This is a genomic window from Streptomyces sp. CoH27 (genome assembly GCF_020181035.1).
Taxonomy (GTDB): domain Bacteria; phylum Actinomycetota; class Actinomycetes; order Streptomycetales; family Streptomycetaceae; genus Streptomyces; species Streptomyces camelliae.
In genome coordinates this window covers 1-21,237 of the sequence record NZ_JAIQYY010000046.1, presented here as the reverse complement: position 1 = coordinate 21,237, position 21,237 = coordinate 1, and the positions used below count along the sequence as shown (strand labels likewise).

Sequence of the window (21,237 nt, the reverse complement as noted above, 5' to 3'; positions counted from 1 at the left end):
TTCCGAGAAGGCCGTTCTGAAAAGGCCTATGCCTTCTGGTTGTTACGGCGATCGGTGACGAGCATCGAGAACAGCGTGATGAGAACGGCGACGAGGAACATGGCCGTACCGATCACATTGATCTGGACCGGAGTTCCGCGCTGCGCCGAACCCCACACGAACATCGGGAAGGTGACGGTCGAGCCGGCGTTGAAGTTCGTGATGATGAAGTCGTCGAAGGAGAGCGCGAACGACAGCAGCGCGCCCGCGGCGATACCCGGTGCCGCGATCGGCAGGGTGACCCGCACGAAGGTCTGCACGGGGCCGGCGTACAGGTCCCGGGCGGCCTCCTCCAGGCGCGGGTCCATCGACATCACGCGCGCCTTGACCGCGGTGACGACGAAGCTGAGACAGAACATGATGTGCGCGATGAGGATCGTGTAGAAGCCCAGCTGGGCGCCCATGTTGAGGAACAGGGTGAGCAGCGAGGCGGCCATGACGACCTCGGGCATCGCCATCGGCAGGAAGATCAGCGAGTTGACGGCGCCGCGCGCGCGGAAGCGGTACCGGACCAGCGCGAACGCGATCATCGTGCCGAGGATCGTGGCGCCGACCGTCGCCCAGACGGCGATCTGGAGGCTGAGGGACAGCGAGCCGCACATGTCGGCGACCCCGCACGGCTGCTTCCAGGCGTCCAGCGAGAACTGCTGCCACGCGTAGTTGAAGCGCCCCTTCGGCTTGTTGAAGGAGAACACCGTGACGATGACGTTCGGCAGCAGGAGATACGCGAGCGTCAGGATTCCCGCCATGACGACGAGATGACGCTTGAGCCAGTTGACGAAGGGCATTTAGACCAGGTCCTCCGTCCCCGCCCGGCGGATGTAGATCGTGACCATGGCCAGGATGGCGGCCATGAGGATGAAGGAGAGGGCAGCCGCGGTCGGGTAGTCCAGAATGCGCAGGAACTGCGTCTGGATCACGTTGCCGATCATGCGGGTGTCGGTCGAGCCGAGCAGTTCGGAGTTGACGTAGTCACCGGCCGCCGGGATGAACGTCAGCAGCGTTCCGGAGACGACGCCGGGCATCGACAGCGGGAAGGTCACCTTGCGGAAGGTGGTCCACGGCCTGGCGTACAGATCGCCGGCCGCCTCGTGCAGCCGTCCGTCGATCCGCTCCAGCGAGGTGTACAGCGGCAGGATCATGAACGGCAGGAAGTTGTACGTCAGTCCGCACACCACGGCCAGCGGGGTGGCGAGGACACGGTCGCCGGCCGTCCAGCCCAGCCAGTTGGTGAGGTCCAGGATGTGCAGCGAGTTCAGGGTGTGCACGACGGGGCCGTTGTCGGCGAGGATCGTCTTCCAGGCCAGGGTGCGGATCAGGAAGCTGGTGAAGAACGGCGCGATCACCAGGATCATGATCAGGTTCCGCCAGCGGCCCGCGCGGAAGGCGATCAGATACGCCAGCGGGTAGCCGAGCAGCAGGCACAGCACGGTGGCGGCGGCCGCGTAGAAGACGGACCGCAGGAACTGCGGCCAGTACTCGCTCAGCGCGTCCCAGTAGGTCGCGAAGTGCCAGGTGACCTTGTAGCCCTCCTCCAGCGACCCCGTCTGCACGGACGTGGAGGCCTGGTAGATCATCGGCAGCGCGAAGAAGACGATCAGCCAGAGCAGGCCGGGCAGCAGCAGCCAGTACGGGGTGAACCGGCCGCGCCTCCGCGCGGGCTTGGTCTCCGGTGCGGTGGGCGCGAGAGGCGGTGGCGCCTCGGCTTCGGTGAGGGTCGACATCAGGCGGCCGCCTCTTCCTCGGTGCCAGCGTCGATGTCCTGGGCCGCGTCCAGGCCGAAGGTGTGGGCCGGGCTCCAGTGCAGGACGACATCGGCGCCGGGCACGAGCCGGCCGTCGCGCTCGATGTTCTGGACGTAGACCGAGAGTTCGTCGCAGACCGGGCTGTCGATCACGTACTGGGTCGAGACGCCGATGAAGCTGGCGTCGGCGATCTTGCCGGTGAGGCGGTTACGGCCCTCGGGGATGTCCCCCGCGTCGTCGGCGTGCGTGAGGGAGATCTTCTCCGGGCGGACGCCGACCAGCACCTTGCCGCCGGCCGTCGTGGGCGCCGAACATCGCGCCTTGGGCAGCACGAGCTTGCCGCCGCCCGCCTTGAGGACGATGTCACCGCCGTTCTCCGTGTCGACCTCGGCCTCGATGAGGTTGGAGGTGCCGAGGAAGTTCGCGACGAAGGTGGTGTTCGGGTGCTCGTACAGGTCGGTCGGGGAGCCGAGCTGCTCGACCCGGCCCGCGTTCATCACGGCGACCGTGTCGGCCATCGTCATGGCCTCCTCCTGGTCGTGCGTGACGTGCACGAAGGTGATGCCGACCTCGGTCTGGATGCGCTTGAGCTCCAGCTGCATCTGGCGGCGCAGCTTGAGGTCGAGGGCGCCGAGCGGCTCGTCGAGGAGGAGCACCTTGGGGTGGTTGATGAGCGCGCGGGCGACGGCGACACGCTGCTGCTGGCCACCGGAGAGCTGGTGCGGCTTCTTGCGCGCCTGCTCGCCGAGCTGGACCAGGTCGAGCATCTCCTCGACCTGCTTCTTCACGCTCTTGATGCCACGACGACGCAGGCCGAAGGCGACGTTCTCGAATATGTCGAGGTGCGGGAAGAGGGCGTAGGACTGGAAGACGGTGTTCACCGGCCGCTTGTACGGCGGCAGGTGGGTGACGTCCTGGTCGCCGAGGTGCACGGTGCCGGAGGAAGGTTCCTCCAGGCCCGCGATCATGCGCAGGGTGGTGGTCTTGCCGCAGCCGGAGGCGCCGAGCAGGGCGAAGAAGGAGCCCTGCGGCACGGTCAGGTCCAGCGGCTGTACGGCGGTGAAGCCGTTGTCGTAGGTCTTGCTGATGCCGGAGAGGCGGACGTCGCCGCTGTTGTCCGGTGTCGTCATCGTCGTCACGCCCCTGTGAGCTTCGAGAACTTCTGCTGGTAGGCCGTCTCTTCCGCCTGCGTCAGCGCGCGGAAGGCATGGCCCTTGGCCTGCATGGCCTTGTCGGGAATGATCAGCGGGTTCTTCGCCGCCGACGCGTCGATCTTCGCAAGATAGGGCTGCACTCCGGCGACGGGGCTCACGTAGTTGATGTAGGCGGCCAGCTCGGCGGCGGGCTCGGGCTCGTAGTAGTAGTCGATGAGCCGCTCGGCGTTGGTCTTGTGGCGCGCCTTGTTGGGGATGAGCAGGTTGTCCGTCGACGTCATGTAGCCGGCGTCCGGGATGACGTAGCCGACGTCCGGGCTGTCCGCCTGGAGCTGGACGATGTCACCGCCCCAGGCGAGACAGGCGGCGAAGTCGCCCTTGGTGAGGTCGGACGTGTAGTCGTTGCCGGTGAAGCGGCGGATCTGGCCCTTGTCGACGGCCTTCTGAAGGCGGGCGATCACTGCGTCGAAGTCGTCGCCCTTGAACTTCGCCGGGTCCTTGCCCATGTCGAGCATGGTCATGCCGATGCTGTCGCGCATCTCGGTCAGGAAGCCGACCCGGCCCTTGAGCTTGGGGTTGTCGAGCAGGTCGGAGACGGACTTCACCTCGATGCCGTCGAGCGCCTTCTTGTTGTAGGCGATGACGGTCGAGATGCCCTGCCAGGGGTACGAGTAGGCGCGGCCCGGGTCCCAGTCGGGGGCGCGGAACTGGTCCGACAGGTTGGCGAAGGCGTGCGGCAGGTTGGACGGGTCCAGCTTCTGGACGTATCCGAGCCGGATCATGCGGGCGGCCAGCCAGTCCGTGAGCACCACGAGGTCGCGGCCGGTGTCCTGGCCGGCGGCGAGCTGCGGCTGGATCTTGCCGAAGAACTCGTCGTTGTCGTTGATGTCCTCGGTGTACGTGACCTGGATGCCGGTGCGTTTGGCGAACGCGTCCAGCGTGGGATGGCGTTTGCCCTTGTCGTCCACGTCGATGTACTCGGGCCAGTTGGAGAAGTTGACGACCTTCTCCTTGGCCGAGTGGTCGTCGGCGGACACACCGCCCTGCGTCTTGGTCGCCGCGGGGATCCCGCAGGCGCTCAGCGCCCCGAGTCCGCCGACCGTGAGCGCGCCGCCGGCCGAGGCGCGCAGCAGCGACCGGCGGGTCAATGCGGCCCGGCCGGTTCGCAGACTGCGCCGTACGGCGGCGAATTCGACCGGCGTCAGGCGGCCGGGCTCGTACTGCTCCATGCGCGTGGTTGCCCTTTCGGGAGGGGTGGGCCTGGTCGGGGCCCGGTCGGCTAACGGTCCCCGAAGACGGTGCGGTGCCAGTCCTTCGCGGCCACCGCGGTGTTGTCGAACATTACGTGCTTGACCTGCGTGTACTCCTCGAAGGAGTAGGCGGACATGTCCTTGCCGAAGCCGGACGCCTGGTATCCGCCGTGGGGCATCTCGCTGATGATCGGGATGTGGTCGTTGATCCACACACAGCCCGCCTTGATCTCGCGGGTGGCGCGGTTCGCGCGGTAGACGTTGCCGGTCCAGGCGGAGGCGGCGAGGCCGTACGGGGTGTCGTTGGCCAGCCGGAGCCCCTCGTCGTCGGTGTCGAAGGGCAGGACGACCAGGACCGGCCCGAAGATCTCGGACTGGACGATCTCGCTGTCCTGGGCGGCGTCGGCGATCAGCGTGGGCCGATAGTAGGCGCCGTTCTCCAAGTCCCCCTTCGGCGCCTCGCCGCCGGTCACCACGCGCGCGTAGGCACGCGCGCGGTCCACGAAGGCGGCGACCCGGTCCCGCTGGGCGTGCGAGACGAGCGGCCCGAGGTCGGTGCCGGGGGCGAACGGGTCACCGAGCCGCACGGTCTCCATCAGCGCGGCGGTCCGCGCCACGAACGCCTCGTACAGCGGGCGCTGCACGTACGCGCGCGTGGCGGCCGTGCAGTCCTGGCCGGTGTTGATGAGCGACCCGGCGACGGCGCCGTGGACGGCGGCCTCCAGATCGGCGTCGTCGAAGACCACGAAAGGTGCCTTGCCGCCCAGCTCCAGATGCAGGCGCTTGACGGTGCCGGTGGCGATCTCGGCGACGCGCTTGCCGACGGCGGTGGACCCGGTGAAGGAGGTCATGGCGACGTCGGGATGCCCGATGAGATGCTCCCCCGCTTCCTTCCCGGTCCCGGTGACGACGTTGATCACACCGTCCGGGATGCCTGCGTCCGTGGCGGCCTGGGCGAACAGCAGCGAGGTGAGCGGGGTCAGCTCGGCGGGCTTCAGCACGATGGTGTTGCCCGCGGCGATCGCCGGGAGGATCTTCCAGGCGGCCATCTGGAGGGGGTAGTTCCAGGGCGCGATGGAGCCCACGACGCCGATGGGTTCCCGGCGGACGTACGACGTGTGGTCACCGGAGTACTCGGCGGCCGCCTGCCCCTGGAGGTGCCGGGCGGCGCCCGCGAAGAAGGCGGTGTTGTCGACGGTCCCCGGCACGTCGAACTCGCGCGTGAGCTTGAGCGGCTTGCCGCACTGGAGGGACTCGGCGCGGGCGAACTCCTCCGCCCGGTCGGCGAGCACGGCGGCGAAGCGGTGCAGGGCGTCGGAGCGCTCGCCTGGAGTGGCCGAGGACCAGCCCGGGAACGCCTCGCGCGCGGCGGCCACGGCCGCGTCGACGTCGTCGGCGCCGGCCAGCTCATAGGTGTACACCTCCGCGCCCGTCGCGGGGTCGACCACGGCGTGGGTACGGCCCGAGGTGCCCTTGGCCGGCCGGCCGGCGATGAACTGCGCGCCCTCGGCGAACCGGTCCTGTGCGGGAAATCGTTCCGGGGTGGCGGTACCCGGGTTGTGCATGTCGCTCTCCTCCGCCGTGGGGCCCCGTCCCGGGGGTGGGTGGCGTAGCTCCAGCTCGATTTGAGTGCCGATCCTGACAGAGCAGCAGGACTCCAACAAGTGATTCCGTTGTTGCCTTTTGGTTACGCGACGGAATCTGTCGACCAGGTGTCGAGTCGGCACCGAAAAGGGCGGACGGAGTGTCAGTGGTGCGTGCCAGACTCGCGTGCATGGGGAAGATCGACGGGGTGGAAGCCCTGATCAGCGAGGTCCGGGCCGGAGCCCGGGTGAAGTACCTGCACTTCTGGGGGCACCGGCCGACGAAGGACGGCAGCATCGGCCCGAGCTGTCTGAGCCAGTGGTGGCCGTCACCGTTCGTGGTGGACGGGGTGGAGTACGCGACGGCCGAGCACTGGATGATGGCCGGCAAGGCGAGGCTCTTCGAGGACGCGGAGGCGGAGCGCAAGGTGCTGGCCGCCGGGCATCCCTCCCAGGCGAAGAAGGCCGGGCGACTGGTCCGGGGCTTCGACGAGGCGATATGGGAGCGGGAGCGGTTCCGGATCGTGGTCGAGGGCAGCGTGCACAAGTTCGCGGCCGACGCCGCGCTCCGGGAGTTTCTGCTGGGCACGGGTGACCGGGTGCTGGTGGAGGCGAGTCCGGTGGACCGGGTGTGGGGGATCGGGCTTGCGGTGAGCGACGAGGCCGCGTTCGACCCTGCGCGCTGGCGGGGGCCGAATCTGCTGGGGTTCGCGCTGATGGAGGCACGGGAGAGGCTGGCCGGCTCGGGGGCCTGAGAGGGGTTCCGCTTGAGGGGGCCGGGCGGGAGGGGCTGCCTCGGACGCGGCCCCGATCCCTCACTACATGAGCGCGATGACGAACGCCCAGAAGCCCAGCACCAGCACGATGCCCGCCACCCCGCAGATCAGCCCCGCCAACGCCATCCCGGGGTTCGTCGCCTCTCCCCGCTTCGCCTTCCCGCGCCCCACCGCGCCGAAGATGACCGCGAGGATGCCCAGCACCAGGGCGATGGGCCACAGCAGAAAGCCGACCGCGGCCAGGATGCCGCAGACCAGGGCGGCCGTGCCCATGCCGTTGCTCGGGAGCGGCTGCATGCCGGGCCAGCCGTAGGCGCTCGCGGCCGGGTAGGCGCCGGGGTGGCCGTAGGCCGACGGCGTGCCCGGGTAGCCGTACGGCACCTGACCGGGACCGTCGGGGGCGATGGGCGGCGGGGGGACCGGCTCGGTCGCCGGGTGCTGTGCCATGGGCGGTGCGAACGGGTTCGCCGGGGCAGGCGGTGCGACCGTCGGCGCGGCGAACGGGTCCGCCGGCGGGGTGAAGGAGTTCGCCGGAGGCGCGAAGGGGTTCGCCGGCGGGGCGAAGGGGTTCGCCGGAGGCGCGGGGGCGGGGGCGGCGATCGGCGGGGCCCAGGCCGCGGGTACGGCGTCCGTGGGCAGCGACGTCAGCGTCTGCTGGTCATGGACGGAGCCGGGGCCGGGGGCCGTCAGGGTCGGAGGCGAGTCCTGCGGAGTCGCCGGTGCCGTGTCCGTCGTCTTGCCCAGGGACACCCAGGGCGACATGGGTCCCGTGCCGGCGGGCTGCTGCTCCGGTGGTATGGACTGCGGCACCTCGTCGGACATCGTGACCGTGACCCCCCTCTGCTTGATGTGCCCATGCTACGGGCAGCCCGGACCGCGCCGACGGGGGCCTACGATGATCCCGCGCAACCGATCAGCCGATCACCGCGCCCGCACCACGGACCCGGTCCACCGGCCCTGCTCCACCGGCCTGGTCCCACGGGCGCCCGCTTCCGGGGAGGACCCCTTGACCGACCACAGCTCCGCAGCCGCCACCGGCACGGCCGACCGCGATCTGCGGGACTTCATCACCGGCCTCCCCAAGGCCGAGCTCCACGTCCACCACGTCGGCTCCGCCTCCCCCCGCATCGTCTCGGAACTGGCGGCCCGGCACACCGACTCCAAGGTCCCCACCGACCCCGAGGCGCTGGCCGACTACTTCACCTTCACCGACTTCGCGCACTTCATCGACGTGTACCTGTCGGTGGTCGACCTGATCCGCACCCCGGAGGACGTCCGGCTGCTGACCTACGAGGTGGCCCGCGACCTGGCCCGGCAGCAGGTGCGGTACGCCGAGCTGACCATCACGCCGTTCTCCTCCACCCGGCGCGGCATCGACGAGCTGGCCTTCATGGCGGCCATCGAGGACGCGCGCAAGGCGGCCGAGGCCGAGTTCGGGACCGTACTGCGCTGGTGCTTCGACATTCCCGGCGAGGCCGGGCTGGAGTCCGCCGAGGAGACCGCCCGGCTGGCCACCGACGACCGGATCCGCCCGGAGGGCCTGGTGTCGTTCGGGCTCGGCGGGCCCGAGATCGGCGTACCCCGGCCGCAGTTCAAGCCGTACTTCGACCGGGCCATCGCAGCCGGTCTGCACTCCGTGCCGCACGCCGGTGAGACGACCGGCCCGGAGACGGTGTGGGACGCCCTGACCGAGCTGCGCGCCGAGCGGATCGGGCACGGCACCAGCTCCGCGCAGGACCCGGCGCTGCTCGCCCACCTCGCCGAGCACCGCATCCCGCTGGAGGTCTGCCCGACCTCCAACATCGCCACCCGCGCGGTGCGCACCCTCGACGAGCACCCGATCAAGGAGTTCGCCAAGGCCGGGGTGCTGGTCACGATCAACTCCGACGACCCGCCGATGTTCGGCACCGACCTCAACACCGAGTACGCGGTGGCGGCCCGGCTGCTGGGCCTGGACGAGCGCGGCCTCGCCGGTCTCGCCAAGAACGCCGTCGAGGCGTCCTTCCTGGACCCGGCGGGCAAGGCACGGATCGCCGCGGAGATCGACACGTACACCGCCGCCTGGCTCGCCCGCTGACCCCTGCGGCTTGACCGGCCCCGCCACAATGGGGGCCATGCAGACCGTGACCGCCGTGGCCCATCGCGGCGACCCCTACCGCTTCCGCGAGAACACCACCGACTCGCTGCGTTCCGCGCTCGACCAGGGCGCGGACGCGGTCGAGATCGACGTACGGCTCACCCGTGACGGCGTCCCCGTGCTGCTGCACGACGGGACGCTCAAGCGGCTGTGGGAGGTGGACCGGCCGCTGGCCGCCCTGTCCGCCGAGGAGCTGCGCGGGCTCACGGCGGGCGGGGTGCCGACGCTCGTGGAGGCGCTGGCCGCGACCGGCGACAGCCGGGTGATGGTGGACCTGTGCGGGCGGGTCGAGCGGCGGATGGTGGACCGGGTCATGGATGTGGTCCGGCAGAGCGGTGCCCGGGAGCGCGTCTACTACTGCGCGGGCGCCGAGGCCATGCTCGCCGTGCGGGCCGCCGACCCGGCCGCCGAGATCGCCCTGACCTGGACGACCCTCGCCCCGCCCCGGCCCGCGCTGCTGGCGGCGGTCCGGCCACGCTGGCTCAACTACCGCTTCTCCCTGGTCAGCCGGGACCTCGCGGCCCGCGTCCACCACGACGGCTGCCTCGTCTCCGTCTGGACCCCGGACACCCGCCGCTCGCTGCGCCGCCTGCTGGACCTGGGCGTCGACTCGATCACGACGAACCGGGTCGACGTCCTGCACGCCCTGCGGTCCCGCGGCTAGTGCCGCGGCAGGCAACGTCTGCCCGTCAAGGAGCGGCGTCCGGTGCGTGCTCTGGGGGTCCCCCCGGCCGAAGGCTGGGGGAGTGCCGGCCGGAAGCCCTCGTACTGGACGTACTTGGGCTTTCGGCCGGTGCGGCGAGTGGGGGTACCCCCTCTGGGGGAGCGTGCAGGGCGTCGCGACGGGGCGAACGTTGCCTGTTGCGGCACTAGACACGCGACCGCTGGGCCACCGTCGCGGGGTCGGCCGGGGCGGCACGGGTGAGGTACTGCGGAACCGGGGTGTCGTCCCTGCCGGTGTCGCGGACCAGGCCGTAGCGCTTGGCACCCTGCGCCGGGCCGGTCGTGATGTCCTTCTCGACAGCCTCCCAGGTGGTCGGGAAGACGTTCAGGCCGTAGTCGGCGCCGCGTTCGTTCACGGTGAGGGTGACGGCGCCGTCGAGGTGGAAGTACTCGTTCTGCCACATCTGCTGCGTCCCGGACGGCAGGACGTCGTAACCGGTGGCCTTGCTGCCCATGCCGGTGGCGGTGGGATCGGTGGTGCTCACCGGGTCGTCCATGCGCCGGCCGCCACCGGAGGCCACGTGGAAGAGCTTGCCCTTCAGCCCCGTCCAGGCCGGCATCACCAGGCTGCCGGAACGGTACTGCGGTGAGATCTGCCAGCGGACCAGCACATAGCCCGTTCCGCTGAGCATCACGCTGTCCCCGCGGTGGTTCATGACGGCGTGCGCGCCGCCGGTGCTGGTGACGCCGGTCTCCGGGCGGTGCGGCAGGGCGGCCGGGGGCGTGTCCGGGTTCGGCGCCCGGTCGACGGCGTCGACGACCGTGCCGTACGAGCCGCCCGACGGCGTCGGGGAAGCGCCGGCCGGGGACGGGGAGGGGGAGGGGGAGGGCGGACGGATCGCCGGTGACCGTAAGGCCGTACCCCTCGCCGTGGGTGCGACCGACACATGGGTCCGCGACGGACGGTCCGGGGCCCGGGTCTGTACGACGACGTAGGCGCCGCCCGCCACGATGGTCGCGCCCGCCGCCACCGCCACGGCAGGCTTGGTCAGGACGCCGAGCGCCTTGGCCGACCAGCCCGCCGTACTCGTCGTACCCACTGCCACGGCCGTCTTGCCGCCGCCGAGCGCGAGGGACAGCGCGAACCCCGCCGGCACCGGCACCAGGGCGAGGCCGACCAGCAGCCGCTCCGCCGGCACGAGCGTCTCGGGTGCGTCACCGCAGTAGCCGCAGCCCCGCAGATGCCGGGCCAGCCGCTTGCGCCAGACCGAGTCGGGCCGCCCGTCCCAGCGGGCGGTCAGCTCCCCCAGCTTGGGGCACGCCCCCTCCAGCGCGCGCACGATGCCGCGCGCCGCCTCCAGGCGCCCCTTCATCCGCTGGACGCGTACGGCGGCGTGCTGCCGGCTGATGCCGAGGGCCTCCGCCAGCTCGCGCCGGGTCAGCTCCCCCGCGACCTCCAGCCACCACAGCGACAGCAGCTGCCGTTCCTCGTCGTCCAGCCAGCGCACCGCCTCCGCGACCTCTCGCCGCTGGCCCTCCAAGTGCAGCCGCAGCACGGTGAGTTCGGCGAAGTCGGCGCTGTCACGGGCGGCGGCGTCCGCGGGGAGCCGGTCGGCGGAGCGGCGGCGCGCCCGGTCCCGGATCTGCCGCATGGCGATGGCCACCAGCCAGGACCGGAGGCTGTCCGGGTCGCGCAGCGAGCCGGGATTGCCGACGGCGCGCAGCATGGTCTCCTGCACGACGTCGTCGACATCCGCGTGGCCGTTCAGCGCACGGCCGACGATGTTGTAGACCAGCGGCAGCCAGGACGCGGTCAGGTCGTCCAGCGCCCGCCGGTCACTGGCCTGCGCGGCCGCCACGGTGTCGCGCCAGTCCCGCGTGCCCCGCACGTTCACCACCGCTCCTGTCTGCCGTACGTGTCTCACTTGCTGTAGAGCAGCGTCCCGAAGCCGAGCTGGTCGTAGCCTCCGCTGTGCGGCCCGTAGTCGCCGCCCCCGCCCTCCGCGCGCACCTTCTCGGCCATGGCCGTGACGTACGGCGTGCTGAGCCCGCGGCGGCGGGCGTAGTGGTGGTGCAGGATCTCCCAGACCGGTCGGAGCTGCCCACGGGCCGCGGCGGAGATCATGGTCTGCTCCCGCCACTGGCCGTGCCCGTCGCCCGAGCGCCGGCCGTACGGCGTGAAGGGCACGTGCGCGCCGAGGTTGTAGCGGGCGACGTACTCGGCGGCGTGCAGGAAGCGGTTGTCGTCGTAGCCGTAGAGGTCGGTGCCCTGGTTCCAGGCCATCTCGCAGATCGCGCCGAGCAGTCCGACGCCCGTCATGCTGTGCCCCTGGTCGCGGCCGCTCTCCTGCCACTGGGCCAGGCCCTGGGCGTCGTAGCGGAAGGGGATGGCGTTCTTGATGGAGCCGTTGCCCTCGCCGTTCTTGAGGTACTTCACCGCGCCGCGGAACAGGGCGAGGTCGTCGAGCAGGATCCCGATGGCCATCACCGAGGCCAGGTTGCACAGGTCCCAGTTGGCCCAGTAGTCGGAGATGACCGCGTCGTTGTGGCGGGTCAGGAAGTCGATGTTCATCGGGTAGAAGATCGTGCGCAGCATCTTCTTGAACCGGGCGAACTCGAAGTCCGGGTGGTCGCGGACGAGTTCGGCGGCGTTGGCGAACTGGTAGCCGTAGATCCCGGCGGCCAGGAAGCGGTCGGCGTTGCCGGTGAGCGTGGTGAGTGGTGGCCGACCAGGCGTTGAGGATGGCGACGGCCGTGTCGCCGTTGGCCTTGGTCCCGCCGATCCGCCAGCGCAGGGCGTTCTGGTAGGCGGCGTGGATGTCCCGGTAGAGGACGGGGTGGTTCTGGCCGGGCACCGCTCCGCGCACGACGGTGGCCTGCGGGCGGGGCCGCCAGGTGCTCGCGGAGTGCGGGTTGGCGGTGAGCCGGTGCCAGCCGGCCAGCCAGGGGTCCCGGCCGGCGGCGACCCGAGCCTCGGCGCGGTGCAGGTCACCCGCGTTGTGCAGCAGGCCGGGGTGGGCGAAGTGCCGCTGCCCGGCGGGTTTCTTCGCGGCGGGCTGCGCGGCATCGGCCCCGCTGCCGCCGAACGCGGCGATCCCGCCCCCGAGCGCTCCGGCCGTCGCGACTCCCCCGCCGAGCGTGCAGAGTCTCCGGCGGCTCATGAGGTGCTTGTTGACATGCTTGTGCGCAGGGCTGTGCATGGGGGGTGACTCCGTGCGTGAGGAAACGGTGACCTACGAGGAGACGGTGCGCAGGGGCCACCGATAACAGTTTTTCGCACGGGCACCCCGATCCGGCGGCCCCGCGTTCAGCCGCTGACGGACCCCGCGGTCATCGCCTCCAGCCGCTTGATCTTCTTCCGTACGACGTAGAGCGGGACGACCCCGAAGACCCCGAAGGACATGTCGATCACGCTCCACCAGAAGGGGATTCCGCGGATCGGTCCGCAGACGAGGGCGAGCGGGATGATGCCGGCGCAGGCGATCATCCCGAACTCGACGACCCAGATGTTGCGCACGGGGTCGCGGTACGGCCCGTAGAAGGCGACCGCGATGACGAGGTGTGCGAAGGCCAGCCAGTCGGTGCCGTAGAGAAGGAACGGGTAATCGGCATCGGCGGTGTCGAGCCCGTGCCGCACCCGCACGATCCAGTCCATCAGCCCCGGCAGCCGGTCCGGCACGGACAGCGCCCGCAACACACCCTCGGTCCAGCGCAGTTCGTGCACCAGGGGGAAGGCGGTGGCCCCGCTCAGCACGAGACACACGACGAAGAGGACCAACCAGACGCGAATGCCCTTGAGCAGGGCGGCTCTGTCGCTCATGTCAGCAGCGTACGCCGAGAGTTGAACGCGTTCAAAACATGCTGAGCAAGCCGGGCGAAGTCGACTGCGGTTCGGCCGCGCCCCAAAGGGGCGCGGGGAACTGCGCGACCAGCCAGGATGAAGCCGCGGACGACCGACCACACATCGCGGCACTTCCAGCGGAGCGCTTGGCAGCGGTCCCGTCACGCCGCGGCGCCCGCCGGCGCGCTCGATCCGCGGAGTGACGGATCGGGCGCGGGCGGGCGCTGGAGTCGGTGGGCGGCTGGTGACGCGGCGGAGGGGCGTGTCTCTCAGGTGAGGGCGGGTACGCGCGCGGCGTCGGCGCCGGGTACCGGGGCCGGCTGTGCGGTCGCCACCTCGGCGCTGAGGCAGACCGCCTGGTCCTGCTCGATGGTGATCTTCAGACGGTCGCCGCCCAGCGGAGCCACGGACACCCAGCTGGGCTCGTCCAGTTCCACCCAGCGGTCGAAGGTGACCGACATGCCGCTGACCATCCCGGTCTCGGGCCGGTGTGCGTGCGCGGCCTGGCGTACGGCCTCCAGGAGGAGCATGCCGGGGGCGTGGTCGACGGGGTGGTCGAACAGCACCGGGTGGTCCAGGTCGGCGCGCAGCTGCCACCGGTCCGTCCTCGCACCGGCGGCCAGGACGACGTTGTACGGCAGGCAGTGCCCCACGGCCGCGGGCCGGAGCGCCGGCGGCAGAGGCAGCACGGTGCGGCGCACGGCCGCGAGGTCGTGCCTGGGGCCGCGCAGGCGCTGGTAGAGGGCGGGTGAGCGGTTGGCGAAGCGGGTGGTGGCCGTCCCCATGCGCTGCCCGTCCCGGTAGGCGGTGGTGTGCATGACCATCGACACCAGGCTGCCGTTCCTGATCCGCACGTCCTCGCACACGTTGTCGAGCACCACCTCCGCGGGTGACTCCGGGACCTGCATGGCGAGCGGGTCGACCTGGTAGCTGAAGTCGTCCCATATCAGGTGGTTGCCGAAGGGGACGCCGTAGGCGGTGTGGGACAGCAGCGGCAGGGTCTGCCGGACGGTCTCGACGAACAGCATGGGATCGAAGCGCTGGTCGCGGGGCCAGTAGAAGCTGTGGAAGCGGGGCCACTGGGCACGAACCGTGTGCCGGTTCTCCGTGTGCGTGGTCCAGCCGGTGAGCAGCACCTCGGCGTGCGCCCGCTTGTGCACGAGCTCCCTCGGTACCGCGGTGCTGAGCCGGGATATGTCGAAGCCGGTGGCGTGCGTGTGCAACATGTCTACCTCTCCCCCTGAGTGACTGGCCGCTGGCTGCGGTGACTGCGCTAACATAAAATACGTTCTCTATTTTTGTCGAGGATTGGATGAGCCCATGACGACTGCCAACGCAGAACGCGCCGCACGAACTCGCAAGCGCCTCCTCCTCGCAGCCGCGGAGATCTTCGACGAGGCGGGCTACGAAGGGGCGGCCGTCACCCGGATCGTGGAGCGCGCCGGACTCACCCTCGGCGCCCTGTACTTCCACTTCGGCTCCAAGCAGGGCGTGGCCGAGGCGCTGATGAACGCCCAGGCCACCACCATCGAGCCGCACCTCGACTCCACCGGCCTGCAGCGGCTGGTCGACATCACGCTGGTGTGGGCGCACCGCATGCAGCACGACCCGATCCTGCGGGCCGGTGTGCGCCTCGCGGTCGAGCAGGGCAGCCACGGCATGAACGACGCGACGTCCTTCGAGGACTGGCGCAAACTCATGCGTGAGCTCCTGGAGACGGCACGCTCCGACGGCGAGCTGGAGGAGAGGGTCGACACCGACCGTACGGCCCGGTTCGTGGTCGCCGCCTGTACCGGGATGCAGGTCTACTCGCAGCTCGCCACCGGTCGGTCCGACCTGATGGAGCGTGTGTGCGACATGTGGACGCTGCTGCTGCCCAGCATCGCCCCCGCCGCCGTGCGCGCCAACATCAGCGTCGATCCGCAGGCGGTGCCGGCCTCGTGACGGCGACGACATCCACGTCCCGGCACATCGTCCTGACGGGGGCCACGGGAAAGGTCGCCCCGCTCGTGGCCCGTCACCTGGCAGCGGCCGGGCACCGGCTCACCCTCACCGGCCGCAGCGTCCCGCAGCAGCGCCCGCAGAGCGGTCTCCAGCCGGCCGTACGGCACGTGGTCTGCGACTACGACCGGCCCGCGAGCCTCAGCGAGGCGTTTCGCGGGGCGGACGCGGTCTTCGTCGTCACGAACGATCCCACGCGCCCCGAGCACGACCGGAACATCCTGCGGGCGGCCGCGGACACCTCGGTCGGACACATCGTCAAACTCTCCGCGGCCGCCGTCCACGACCCGGCGGCCCGTGACCTCGTCACCACGTGGCAGCGGGAGAACGAGGACCGCATCAGGAACAGCGGCATCCCCTGGACCATGCTCCAGCCGCGGTCCTTCATGACGCACGCCCTGGCCTGGGCTCCGGGCATCCGCGCCGACTCGGCCACCCGGGCGCTGCACCCGCACAGCCGCAACGCCTGCATCGCACCGGAGGACATCGCCGAGGTGGCCGCACAGGTCCTCGGCGACGACACCCACCACGGCCGGTCGTACCAGCTCACCGGCCCTCAGGCGCTCTCCGCCGAGGACCAGACCCGCATCCTGGCCGGCCTCCTGGGCCGGCCGCTGGCATGCCGGGCCCTGTCCCGCAGCGAGGCACACGACGCCTACCTGCGCCGGTATCCGCCGGCGATGGCGGACGCGCTGCTCGCCAGTGCGGACCGGCAGGCCGCCGGGGCCAAGAGCGCGACCACGCGGACGGTCGAGCGGCTGACGGGACGGGCGCCCACCACCTTCACGCAATGGGCCACCGCTCACCTGCGTCACTTCACGTCCGAGGAGAGTCATGACTGAACGAGGTCTGCTGCACGGCAAGTCCGTCGTCATCACCGGGGCCAGCAGCGGGATCGGGGCGGCGGCCGCCGTGCTCTTCGCCCAGGAGGGCGCTCGGCTGGTGCTGGCCGCGCGCCGCAGGGACAGACTCCGGGACGTCGTCGACCAGGTCGAGGCGGCCGGCGGGCTGGCGACCGCCGTCGTGGCCGACGTCACCCGTGCCGACGACATGCGGGAGGTCGCTCAGGCGGCGCTGGACACCTACGGCGGCCTCGACGCCGCGTTCAACAACGCGGGATGGACCTCGACCGGAACCTCGATGCACCTGATGGCGGACGACGAGTACGACCGGATCATGGACATCAACGCCCGTGGTGTGTGGAACGCGATGCGCGCCCAGATAACCGTGATGCTCGGCCACGGCGGCGGTGCCATCGTCAACACCTCCAGCGTGGCGGGAGTGCGCGCGACCGGGGCGTCGGCGCCGTACATCGCGGCCAAGCACGCCGTCATCGGGCTCAGCAAGGCGGCCGCCGACGAGTACGCGGAGCAGGGGATCCGGGTGAACGCGCTGGTCGTCGGCAGCACCCGCACCGAGTTGATGCAGGAGGTGCTGACCAGCACCCCCGCCCTGCTGAAGCCCTTCACCGAACGCGCCATCCAGCAGCGCCTGGCGGCACCGGACGAGGTCGCGCAGACGGCCGCCTGGCTCTGCTCGGACCGGTCGTCGTTCACCACCGGCGCGGCCGTGCCCGTCGACGGAGGCTGGACCGCCAAATAGCCTGCCGGAGAGGGCGATTTCGGCTGGACTTGCCGAGAACGTTCCGGCCTTCTCCCGTTCTCGTTCCCGTCGTCCAGGGGCCGTCCTATCGTCGAACCGCCCGTTGAACCCGATGCGCGGGCCCGCGCGGCAGCCCGCGGCCACTGGTGACATCCGAGGACGTATGTGAAGAAGAAAGAGCAAGCCACCCGCACGCGCACCAACCTGGTCCTGGCCGCGGCACGCAACTTCGACCGGCACGGTTACGACGGTACGTCCCTGGCGGCGGTCTGCGGCGACGCGGGCATCTCGATGGGAGCGCTGACCTTCCACTTCCGCAGCAAGGCCGCCCTGGCGGCGGCGGTGGCCGACGAGGGTGTCGGCGAACTGCAGCGGATCCGCACCGCGCGCCCGCGCACCGGCCGGCCGCTGCACGACCTGTCCTGCCTGGTCCTGGCCGTGGCGGCGACCCTCCACCGCAGCGTTCACGCCCGGTCCGCGGCGCGGCTGATCGCCGAGGGCCATGTCGTCTCCGACTGGCCGGCGGACTGGCGCGGTGAGGTCGAAGAGCTCATCGAGTGCGCGTGGAAGAGCGGAGCCCTGACCGAGGAGGTGCAGCCGGGGACGGCCACCCGGCTCGTCCGGCACCTGGTGGACGGCGTGACGGCCGAAGCCCGCGTCACCGGCGGGCAGCCCGGCCCGACTCCGCCCGATTTCGCGGAGGTCTGGCGGGCCGCCCTGACCGGCCTCGCCGCCGACCCGCGGAACAGCGCTGCCGGCCTTCCCTGAAGGACGTGCCGGCAGCGCGGGCCGGCGGGCTGCCCGGTCAGCCGCCCGCACGCCCTTCGCTCGCCCGGCGCAGGCGGTAGTGCGTGAATGCGGCGGACACCAGGGTCGCGTGGTGGTGCCAGCCCGGGAACGAGCGGCCCTCGAAGTCCTGCAGACCGAAGTCGCCGCTCAGGGAGTTCACGACCGCGGTGGCCAGGCGGGGCTGGCGCATCAGGGGCAGCAGCTGGGAAAGCGGCCGGTCGACCAGGTTCGTCAGCCAGACCCGGGTGCCCCGGCCGCCCGCCCGCCGCTGGGCCAGCATCCGCAGCCTGGGCTGCCGCGCGGCCGCGCCGGGCAGGACGACCGGCAGGGACAGGATGTCGAGCCCATGGTACTGCTCGCCGCTGGTCATGGTGCTGCCCTGGGTGTCGAGCAGCCGGCGGACACTGAGGGGCGCGGAGGCGAGATGCGGAGCCGACATCGCGCGCACGGTGAACGTCTCGGGCACCTCGACGACGAAGGGCTGCTCACTGCGTGACAGATGGGCGAGGAAGGCGGCGCGGTCCGGCAGCCACGACACATCGGCGGTGAGCGGGGCCTGCGGACCCGTGGTCCACGAGGTGACGCGGCGCACGAGTTCGGCGGCCTGGGACCACATGGCCCCACCGGCCTCCTCGGGCAGCCGTACGCGCACGCGCAGTTGAGGGTCCGTCACCCAGTTCTCGGGGATGTAGAGATTCCAGTCGACCGGGAGCGGGCCCTCGCCGTCGCAGAGGAACAGTCCGATGCCCAGCTGGCAGGTGGTGGTCCGGCCGAGGAACGGGTCGAAGCGCCGGTGCACGCCGACCGAGTGCTCACCGCGCTTGGGGATGAACGCCGGTGCCAGCGCCCACGCGGTGGCGGTGGTCGTCCGCTCCACCCAGTGCAGCAGGTCCTGACGGATCATCTGCCAGTCCCAGGGGCTGGCGTTGACGAACTGGTGCATCGACTGCGACGCCGTGGAGGAGTCGCTGACGGAGTCCGCGAGCCTGCGCACCGACTTCTTGCCCGGCGTCTGCAGCAGGGCCCGGACATAGAGCTCGGCCCACCTGCGCTGGTCGGCCCGCGGCAGCCGGCCGAAGACCGCGTCGGTGAACGAGTTCAGCTGACGGGCCTCGCCGAGGTCGGCCAGATCCCTCGGATCCGGCTCGTACAGCACGGTCATCTGACAGTCCCTCCCACACGGCGGCGTTGACCCATCCAGCATAAATAGCGTTCTTTATGTTGCTGCGGAGGGAGGGCGATTCGCCACCACTTTGGCAAGTCGGGGGCACCGAAAGGCGTGAAAGCACCCCAGAACGACCGGCTCGACGGGGGTGGATACGAGCCCGGGCGCCGCCGGAACTCTTCGCGGACTCCCCTAAGTAGCGTCCGTTCGCGGCTTCGGACTCGCAGCGGCAAGACCGTTCCTGCGCACACTGACGGCCGACGGCGAGGCGGCTTCGCACCCTCGCCCGGGTCGCCACAGGCCACCCTCCAGGCCGTGCATCACGGCACTCCCCCAGTCTTTGGACAACCGACATGAGTGAGATAACGAAAGCTGTCATCCCCGTCGCGGGGCTGGGCACCCGCTTCCTGCCCGCCACCAAGGCCACGCCCAAGGAGATGCTGCCGGTGGTGGACAAGCCGGCCATCCAGTACGTCGTCGAGGAGGCCGTCAGCGTCGGGATGCGCGACATCCTGATGGTGACCGGGCGCAACAAGCGCGCTCTGGAAGACCACTTCGACCGCAACTGCGAGCTGGAACTGGCCCTGGAGAAGAAGGGCGACACCGACCGGCTCGCCGCCGTCCACGCCTCCACCGAACTCGCCGACATCCACTACACGCGTCAGCGCGACCCGCGGGGCCTCGGGCACGCCGTGCTGTGCGCCGCCCCGCACGTGGGCGACGAACCCTTCGCCGTCCTGCTCGGCGACGACCTCATCGACCCCCGTGACCCGCTGCTCGCCCAGATGCAGCAGGTGCGCCGCCGCCACGGCGGATCGGTGGTCGCGCTCATGGAGGTCGCCCCCGAACGCAGCCACCTCTACGGCTGCGCGGCGGTGGAGCGCGAACACGGAAGCGACATCGTGCGGGTCACCGATCTCGTCGAGAAGCCGGCGCCCGGCACCGCCCCGAGCAACCTCGCCGTCATCGGCCGCTACATCCTCGACCCCGCGATCTTCCCCGTACTGGAGCACACCGCGCCCGGCCGCGGCGGCGAGATCCAGCTGACCGACGCCATCCGGACGCTCGCCCACGAGGGACACCCCGTGCACGGAGTGGTCTTCTCGGGACGGCGTTACGACACCGGAGACCGGGCCGACTACCTGCGCGCCGTCGTCCGGATCGCCGCCGACCGCAGCGACCTCGGCCCCGACTTCATCGAGTGGCTGCACGAGTTCCTGGGCCACGCCCCGGCGGCGCTCACCGTCTGATGCGTCCAACTGTGCCCGGAGCGCCGGTTGCACACCGGCATCTTCAGCGAGTTGGCGATGTCGTCGTCGTCCGACTCAGCCGGATGGATAACGACAGGAGAGACTCCGTATGGTCCACGAGCGAATACAGAAGCGCATACAGAGAAGCGGCCGGACACCGGAAGGACACCCCGAACCCGAGTACCGCGTCGCACTGACCGCACTGAAGAACATCGTCCAGGTCAGGCTGGACGGCCCGGACGACCGGCACACACGGGCCCTCGCCGCATGCGACGAGTTCCCGCCGATCCTGGTCCACCGCCCCACCATGGCGATCCTCGACGGGGTCCACCGCTTTCACGCCGCACACCTGCGGGGTGACACCCACATAGCGGTGCGGTTCTGCGACGAACCACTGGAGAAAGCCTTCGTCCGCACGGTTCGGGAGAACGTGCGGCACGGCCTTCCGCTGACGTACGCCGACCGTACGGCGGCGGCCGGGCGCATCCTGACGGCTCATCCGCACTGGTCGGACCGCTATGTCGCAGGGGTCGCCGGACTCTCCCCGAAAGCCGTCGCCGACCTGCGCAAAGGCGCGCAGCAGGCGACAGGTCCGACGCATCGCCTCGGCCGCGACGGCCGGCTGCGTCCCACCGACGCGGACGAACGGCGCCGGCGCGCGGCCGAGATCCTGCGCAGCGAGCCGGACTCCTCGCTCCGCGAGGTCGGGCGGCTGGCCGGCATCTCGCCCACCACGGTGCGGGACGTGAAACGCAGGATCGAGAACGGTCAGGAGCCCATTCCGCAGAGGTCCGCGGACACCACGGCCCGGACCGCCGGAGAGGGCGACACCGCGTCACCGTCGCCCCGGCACGACCCGGCGGCGGGGGCGGATCCGGCGGATTTCCCGGCGCTGGTGAAGCGCCTGTGCAGTGAGCCGTCACTGCGGCACTCCGCCGACGGACGGCTTCTCCTGCGCCTTCTCGACCTGCATCTGGCGGCACAACGGAGTTCCGCCCGGATCGCCTCGGCGGTCCCCGCACATCAGATCGCGACGGTCGCCGTCGTGGCCGCCCGCTGCCGGCAGATCTGGCACGACATGGCGGCGGGACTCGAAAGAACTGAGAAGTGAGAGAGGAAAACATGTCTGTTGTTGATGGTGTGTCGGAGGGGGCGGTCTCGGCCGGTCCGGGTGGTCCGGGTGGTCCGGGTGGTCCGGTGGAGTCGCAGGGGTTGACGTCGCGGATGCGGCTGACGCTGGTG

The 21,237-nt window shown here is 70.8% G+C and carries 20 protein-coding genes; 9 read left to right on the top strand and 11 right to left on the bottom strand.

What is annotated here, in order from left to right:
• Window positions 1–26: 26 nt before the first annotated feature.
• Genes LE548_RS41605 through LE548_RS41585 form a run of 5 tightly spaced genes read right to left on the bottom strand, consistent with a single transcriptional unit; the run spans window position 27 to window position 5,753 of the window.
• Window positions 27–827: an ABC transporter permease gene (locus tag LE548_RS41605; RefSeq protein WP_225102252.1), complete on the bottom strand. Its 801-nt coding sequence runs from the start codon at window positions 825–827 to the stop codon at window positions 27–29.
• Window positions 828–1,763 (bottom strand): ABC transporter permease, encoded by a 936-nt coding sequence (locus tag LE548_RS41600; RefSeq protein WP_225102251.1) that lies wholly within the window; start codon window positions 1,761–1,763, stop codon window positions 828–830.
• Window positions 1,763–2,914 carry an ABC transporter ATP-binding protein gene (locus tag LE548_RS41595; protein WP_263637191.1) on the bottom strand — a complete coding sequence of 384 codons (1,152 nt, stop codon included), beginning with the start codon at window positions 2,912–2,914 and terminating at the stop codon, window positions 1,763–1,765. Before LE548_RS41595 ends, LE548_RS41600 begins: the two co-directional genes overlap by 1 nt.
• Window positions 2,915–2,919: 5 nt before the next feature.
• The gene (locus LE548_RS41590; protein ID WP_225102249.1) at window positions 2,920–4,167 is read right to left on the bottom strand and encodes a PotD/PotF family extracellular solute-binding protein; all 1,248 of its coding nucleotides are present in this window, start codon (window positions 4,165–4,167) and stop codon (window positions 2,920–2,922) included.
• A 50-nt stretch (window positions 4,168–4,217) separates the two neighbouring features.
• Window positions 4,218–5,753 carry a gamma-aminobutyraldehyde dehydrogenase gene (locus tag LE548_RS41585; protein ID WP_225102248.1) on the bottom strand — a complete coding sequence of 512 codons (1,536 nt, stop codon included), beginning with the start codon at window positions 5,751–5,753 and terminating at the stop codon, window positions 4,218–4,220.
• A gap of 209 nt (window positions 5,754–5,962) precedes the next feature.
• Between LE548_RS41585 and LE548_RS41580 the strand changes: the two genes are divergently transcribed.
• On the top strand, window positions 5,963–6,526 hold the full coding sequence (locus tag LE548_RS41580; protein ID WP_225102247.1) for an NADAR family protein: 564 nt from the start codon (window positions 5,963–5,965) through the stop codon (window positions 6,524–6,526).
• 63 nt (window positions 6,527–6,589) lie between these two features.
• Here the strand turns inward: LE548_RS41580 and LE548_RS41575 are convergent, their stop codons facing one another.
• A complete protein-coding gene (locus tag LE548_RS41575) occupies window positions 6,590–7,369 on the bottom strand; it encodes a DUF4190 domain-containing protein (RefSeq protein ID WP_225102246.1) in 780 nt (259 codons plus the stop codon).
• A 184-nt stretch (window positions 7,370–7,553) separates the two neighbouring features.
• Here LE548_RS41575 and LE548_RS41570 point away from each other — a divergent pair, with 184 nt between their 5' ends.
• A complete protein-coding gene (locus LE548_RS41570; protein WP_225102245.1) occupies window positions 7,554–8,624 on the top strand; it encodes an adenosine deaminase in 1,071 nt (356 codons plus the stop codon).
• 37 nt (window positions 8,625–8,661) lie between these two features.
• Complete coding sequence (locus LE548_RS41565) at window positions 8,662–9,348, top strand: glycerophosphodiester phosphodiesterase (RefSeq protein WP_225102244.1); 687 nt, start codon at window positions 8,662–8,664, stop codon at window positions 9,346–9,348.
• Window positions 9,349–9,553: 205 nt separating this feature from the next.
• On the opposite strand, the gene LE548_RS41560 is transcribed toward LE548_RS41565, so the two are convergent.
• The 4 genes from LE548_RS41560 to LE548_RS41545 all read right to left on the bottom strand — a co-directional run bounded on the left by LE548_RS41560 (window position 9,554) and on the right by LE548_RS41545 (window position 14,414).
• Window positions 9,554–11,242, bottom strand: coding sequence for an RNA polymerase sigma factor (locus LE548_RS41560; protein WP_225102243.1), 1,689 nt, complete (start codon window positions 11,240–11,242; stop codon window positions 9,554–9,556).
• Window positions 11,243–11,268: 26 nt separating this feature from the next.
• On the bottom strand, window positions 11,269–11,943 hold the full coding sequence (locus tag LE548_RS46835) for an alginate lyase family protein (protein ID WP_374116250.1): 675 nt from the start codon (window positions 11,941–11,943) through the stop codon (window positions 11,269–11,271).
• Between the two features lie 711 nt (window positions 11,944–12,654).
• Window positions 12,655–13,167: a hypothetical protein gene (locus tag LE548_RS41550; RefSeq protein WP_225102242.1), complete on the bottom strand. Its 513-nt coding sequence runs from the start codon at window positions 13,165–13,167 to the stop codon at window positions 12,655–12,657.
• A gap of 290 nt (window positions 13,168–13,457) precedes the next feature.
• Window positions 13,458–14,414, bottom strand: a complete 957-nt coding sequence (locus LE548_RS41545; RefSeq protein ID WP_225102241.1) for a ScbA/BarX family gamma-butyrolactone biosynthesis protein — start codon at window positions 14,412–14,414, stop codon at window positions 13,458–13,460.
• A gap of 94 nt (window positions 14,415–14,508) precedes the next feature.
• Here LE548_RS41545 and LE548_RS41540 point away from each other — a divergent pair, with 94 nt between their 5' ends.
• From LE548_RS41540 to LE548_RS41525, 4 genes are all read left to right on the top strand, one after another.
• Entirely contained in the window at window positions 14,509–15,132 is a 624-nt protein-coding gene (locus LE548_RS41540; protein ID WP_225102240.1) for a ScbR family autoregulator-binding transcription factor, read from the top strand.
• Window positions 15,129–16,031, top strand: coding sequence for an NAD(P)H-binding protein (locus LE548_RS41535; RefSeq protein WP_225102239.1), 903 nt, complete (start codon window positions 15,129–15,131; stop codon window positions 16,029–16,031). Before LE548_RS41540 ends, LE548_RS41535 begins: the two co-directional genes overlap by 4 nt.
• Window positions 16,024–16,791 carry an SDR family NAD(P)-dependent oxidoreductase gene (locus LE548_RS41530; RefSeq protein ID WP_225102238.1) on the top strand — a complete coding sequence of 256 codons (768 nt, stop codon included), beginning with the start codon at window positions 16,024–16,026 and terminating at the stop codon, window positions 16,789–16,791. The genes LE548_RS41535 and LE548_RS41530 overlap by 8 nt, the downstream gene beginning before the upstream one ends.
• A gap of 165 nt (window positions 16,792–16,956) precedes the next feature.
• Complete coding sequence (locus tag LE548_RS41525; RefSeq protein WP_225102237.1) at window positions 16,957–17,559, top strand: TetR/AcrR family transcriptional regulator; 603 nt, start codon at window positions 16,957–16,959, stop codon at window positions 17,557–17,559.
• A 37-nt stretch (window positions 17,560–17,596) separates the two neighbouring features.
• Here LE548_RS41525 and LE548_RS41520 read toward each other — a convergent pair whose 3' ends face one another.
• Window positions 17,597–18,742, bottom strand: a complete 1,146-nt coding sequence (locus tag LE548_RS41520; protein WP_225102236.1) for a transposase — start codon at window positions 18,740–18,742, stop codon at window positions 17,597–17,599.
• Between the two features lie 356 nt (window positions 18,743–19,098).
• Between LE548_RS41520 and galU the strand changes: the two genes are divergently transcribed.
• Together galU and LE548_RS41510 are read left to right on the top strand one after the other, a co-directional pair.
• Window positions 19,099–19,995: a UTP--glucose-1-phosphate uridylyltransferase GalU gene (gene galU, locus LE548_RS41515; RefSeq protein ID WP_225102235.1), complete on the top strand. Its 897-nt coding sequence runs from the start codon at window positions 19,099–19,101 to the stop codon at window positions 19,993–19,995.
• 109 nt (window positions 19,996–20,104) lie between these two features.
• A complete protein-coding gene (locus tag LE548_RS41510; RefSeq protein ID WP_225102234.1) occupies window positions 20,105–21,106 on the top strand; it encodes a ParB/RepB/Spo0J family partition protein in 1,002 nt (333 codons plus the stop codon).
• Window positions 21,107–21,237: the final 131 nt, after the last annotated feature.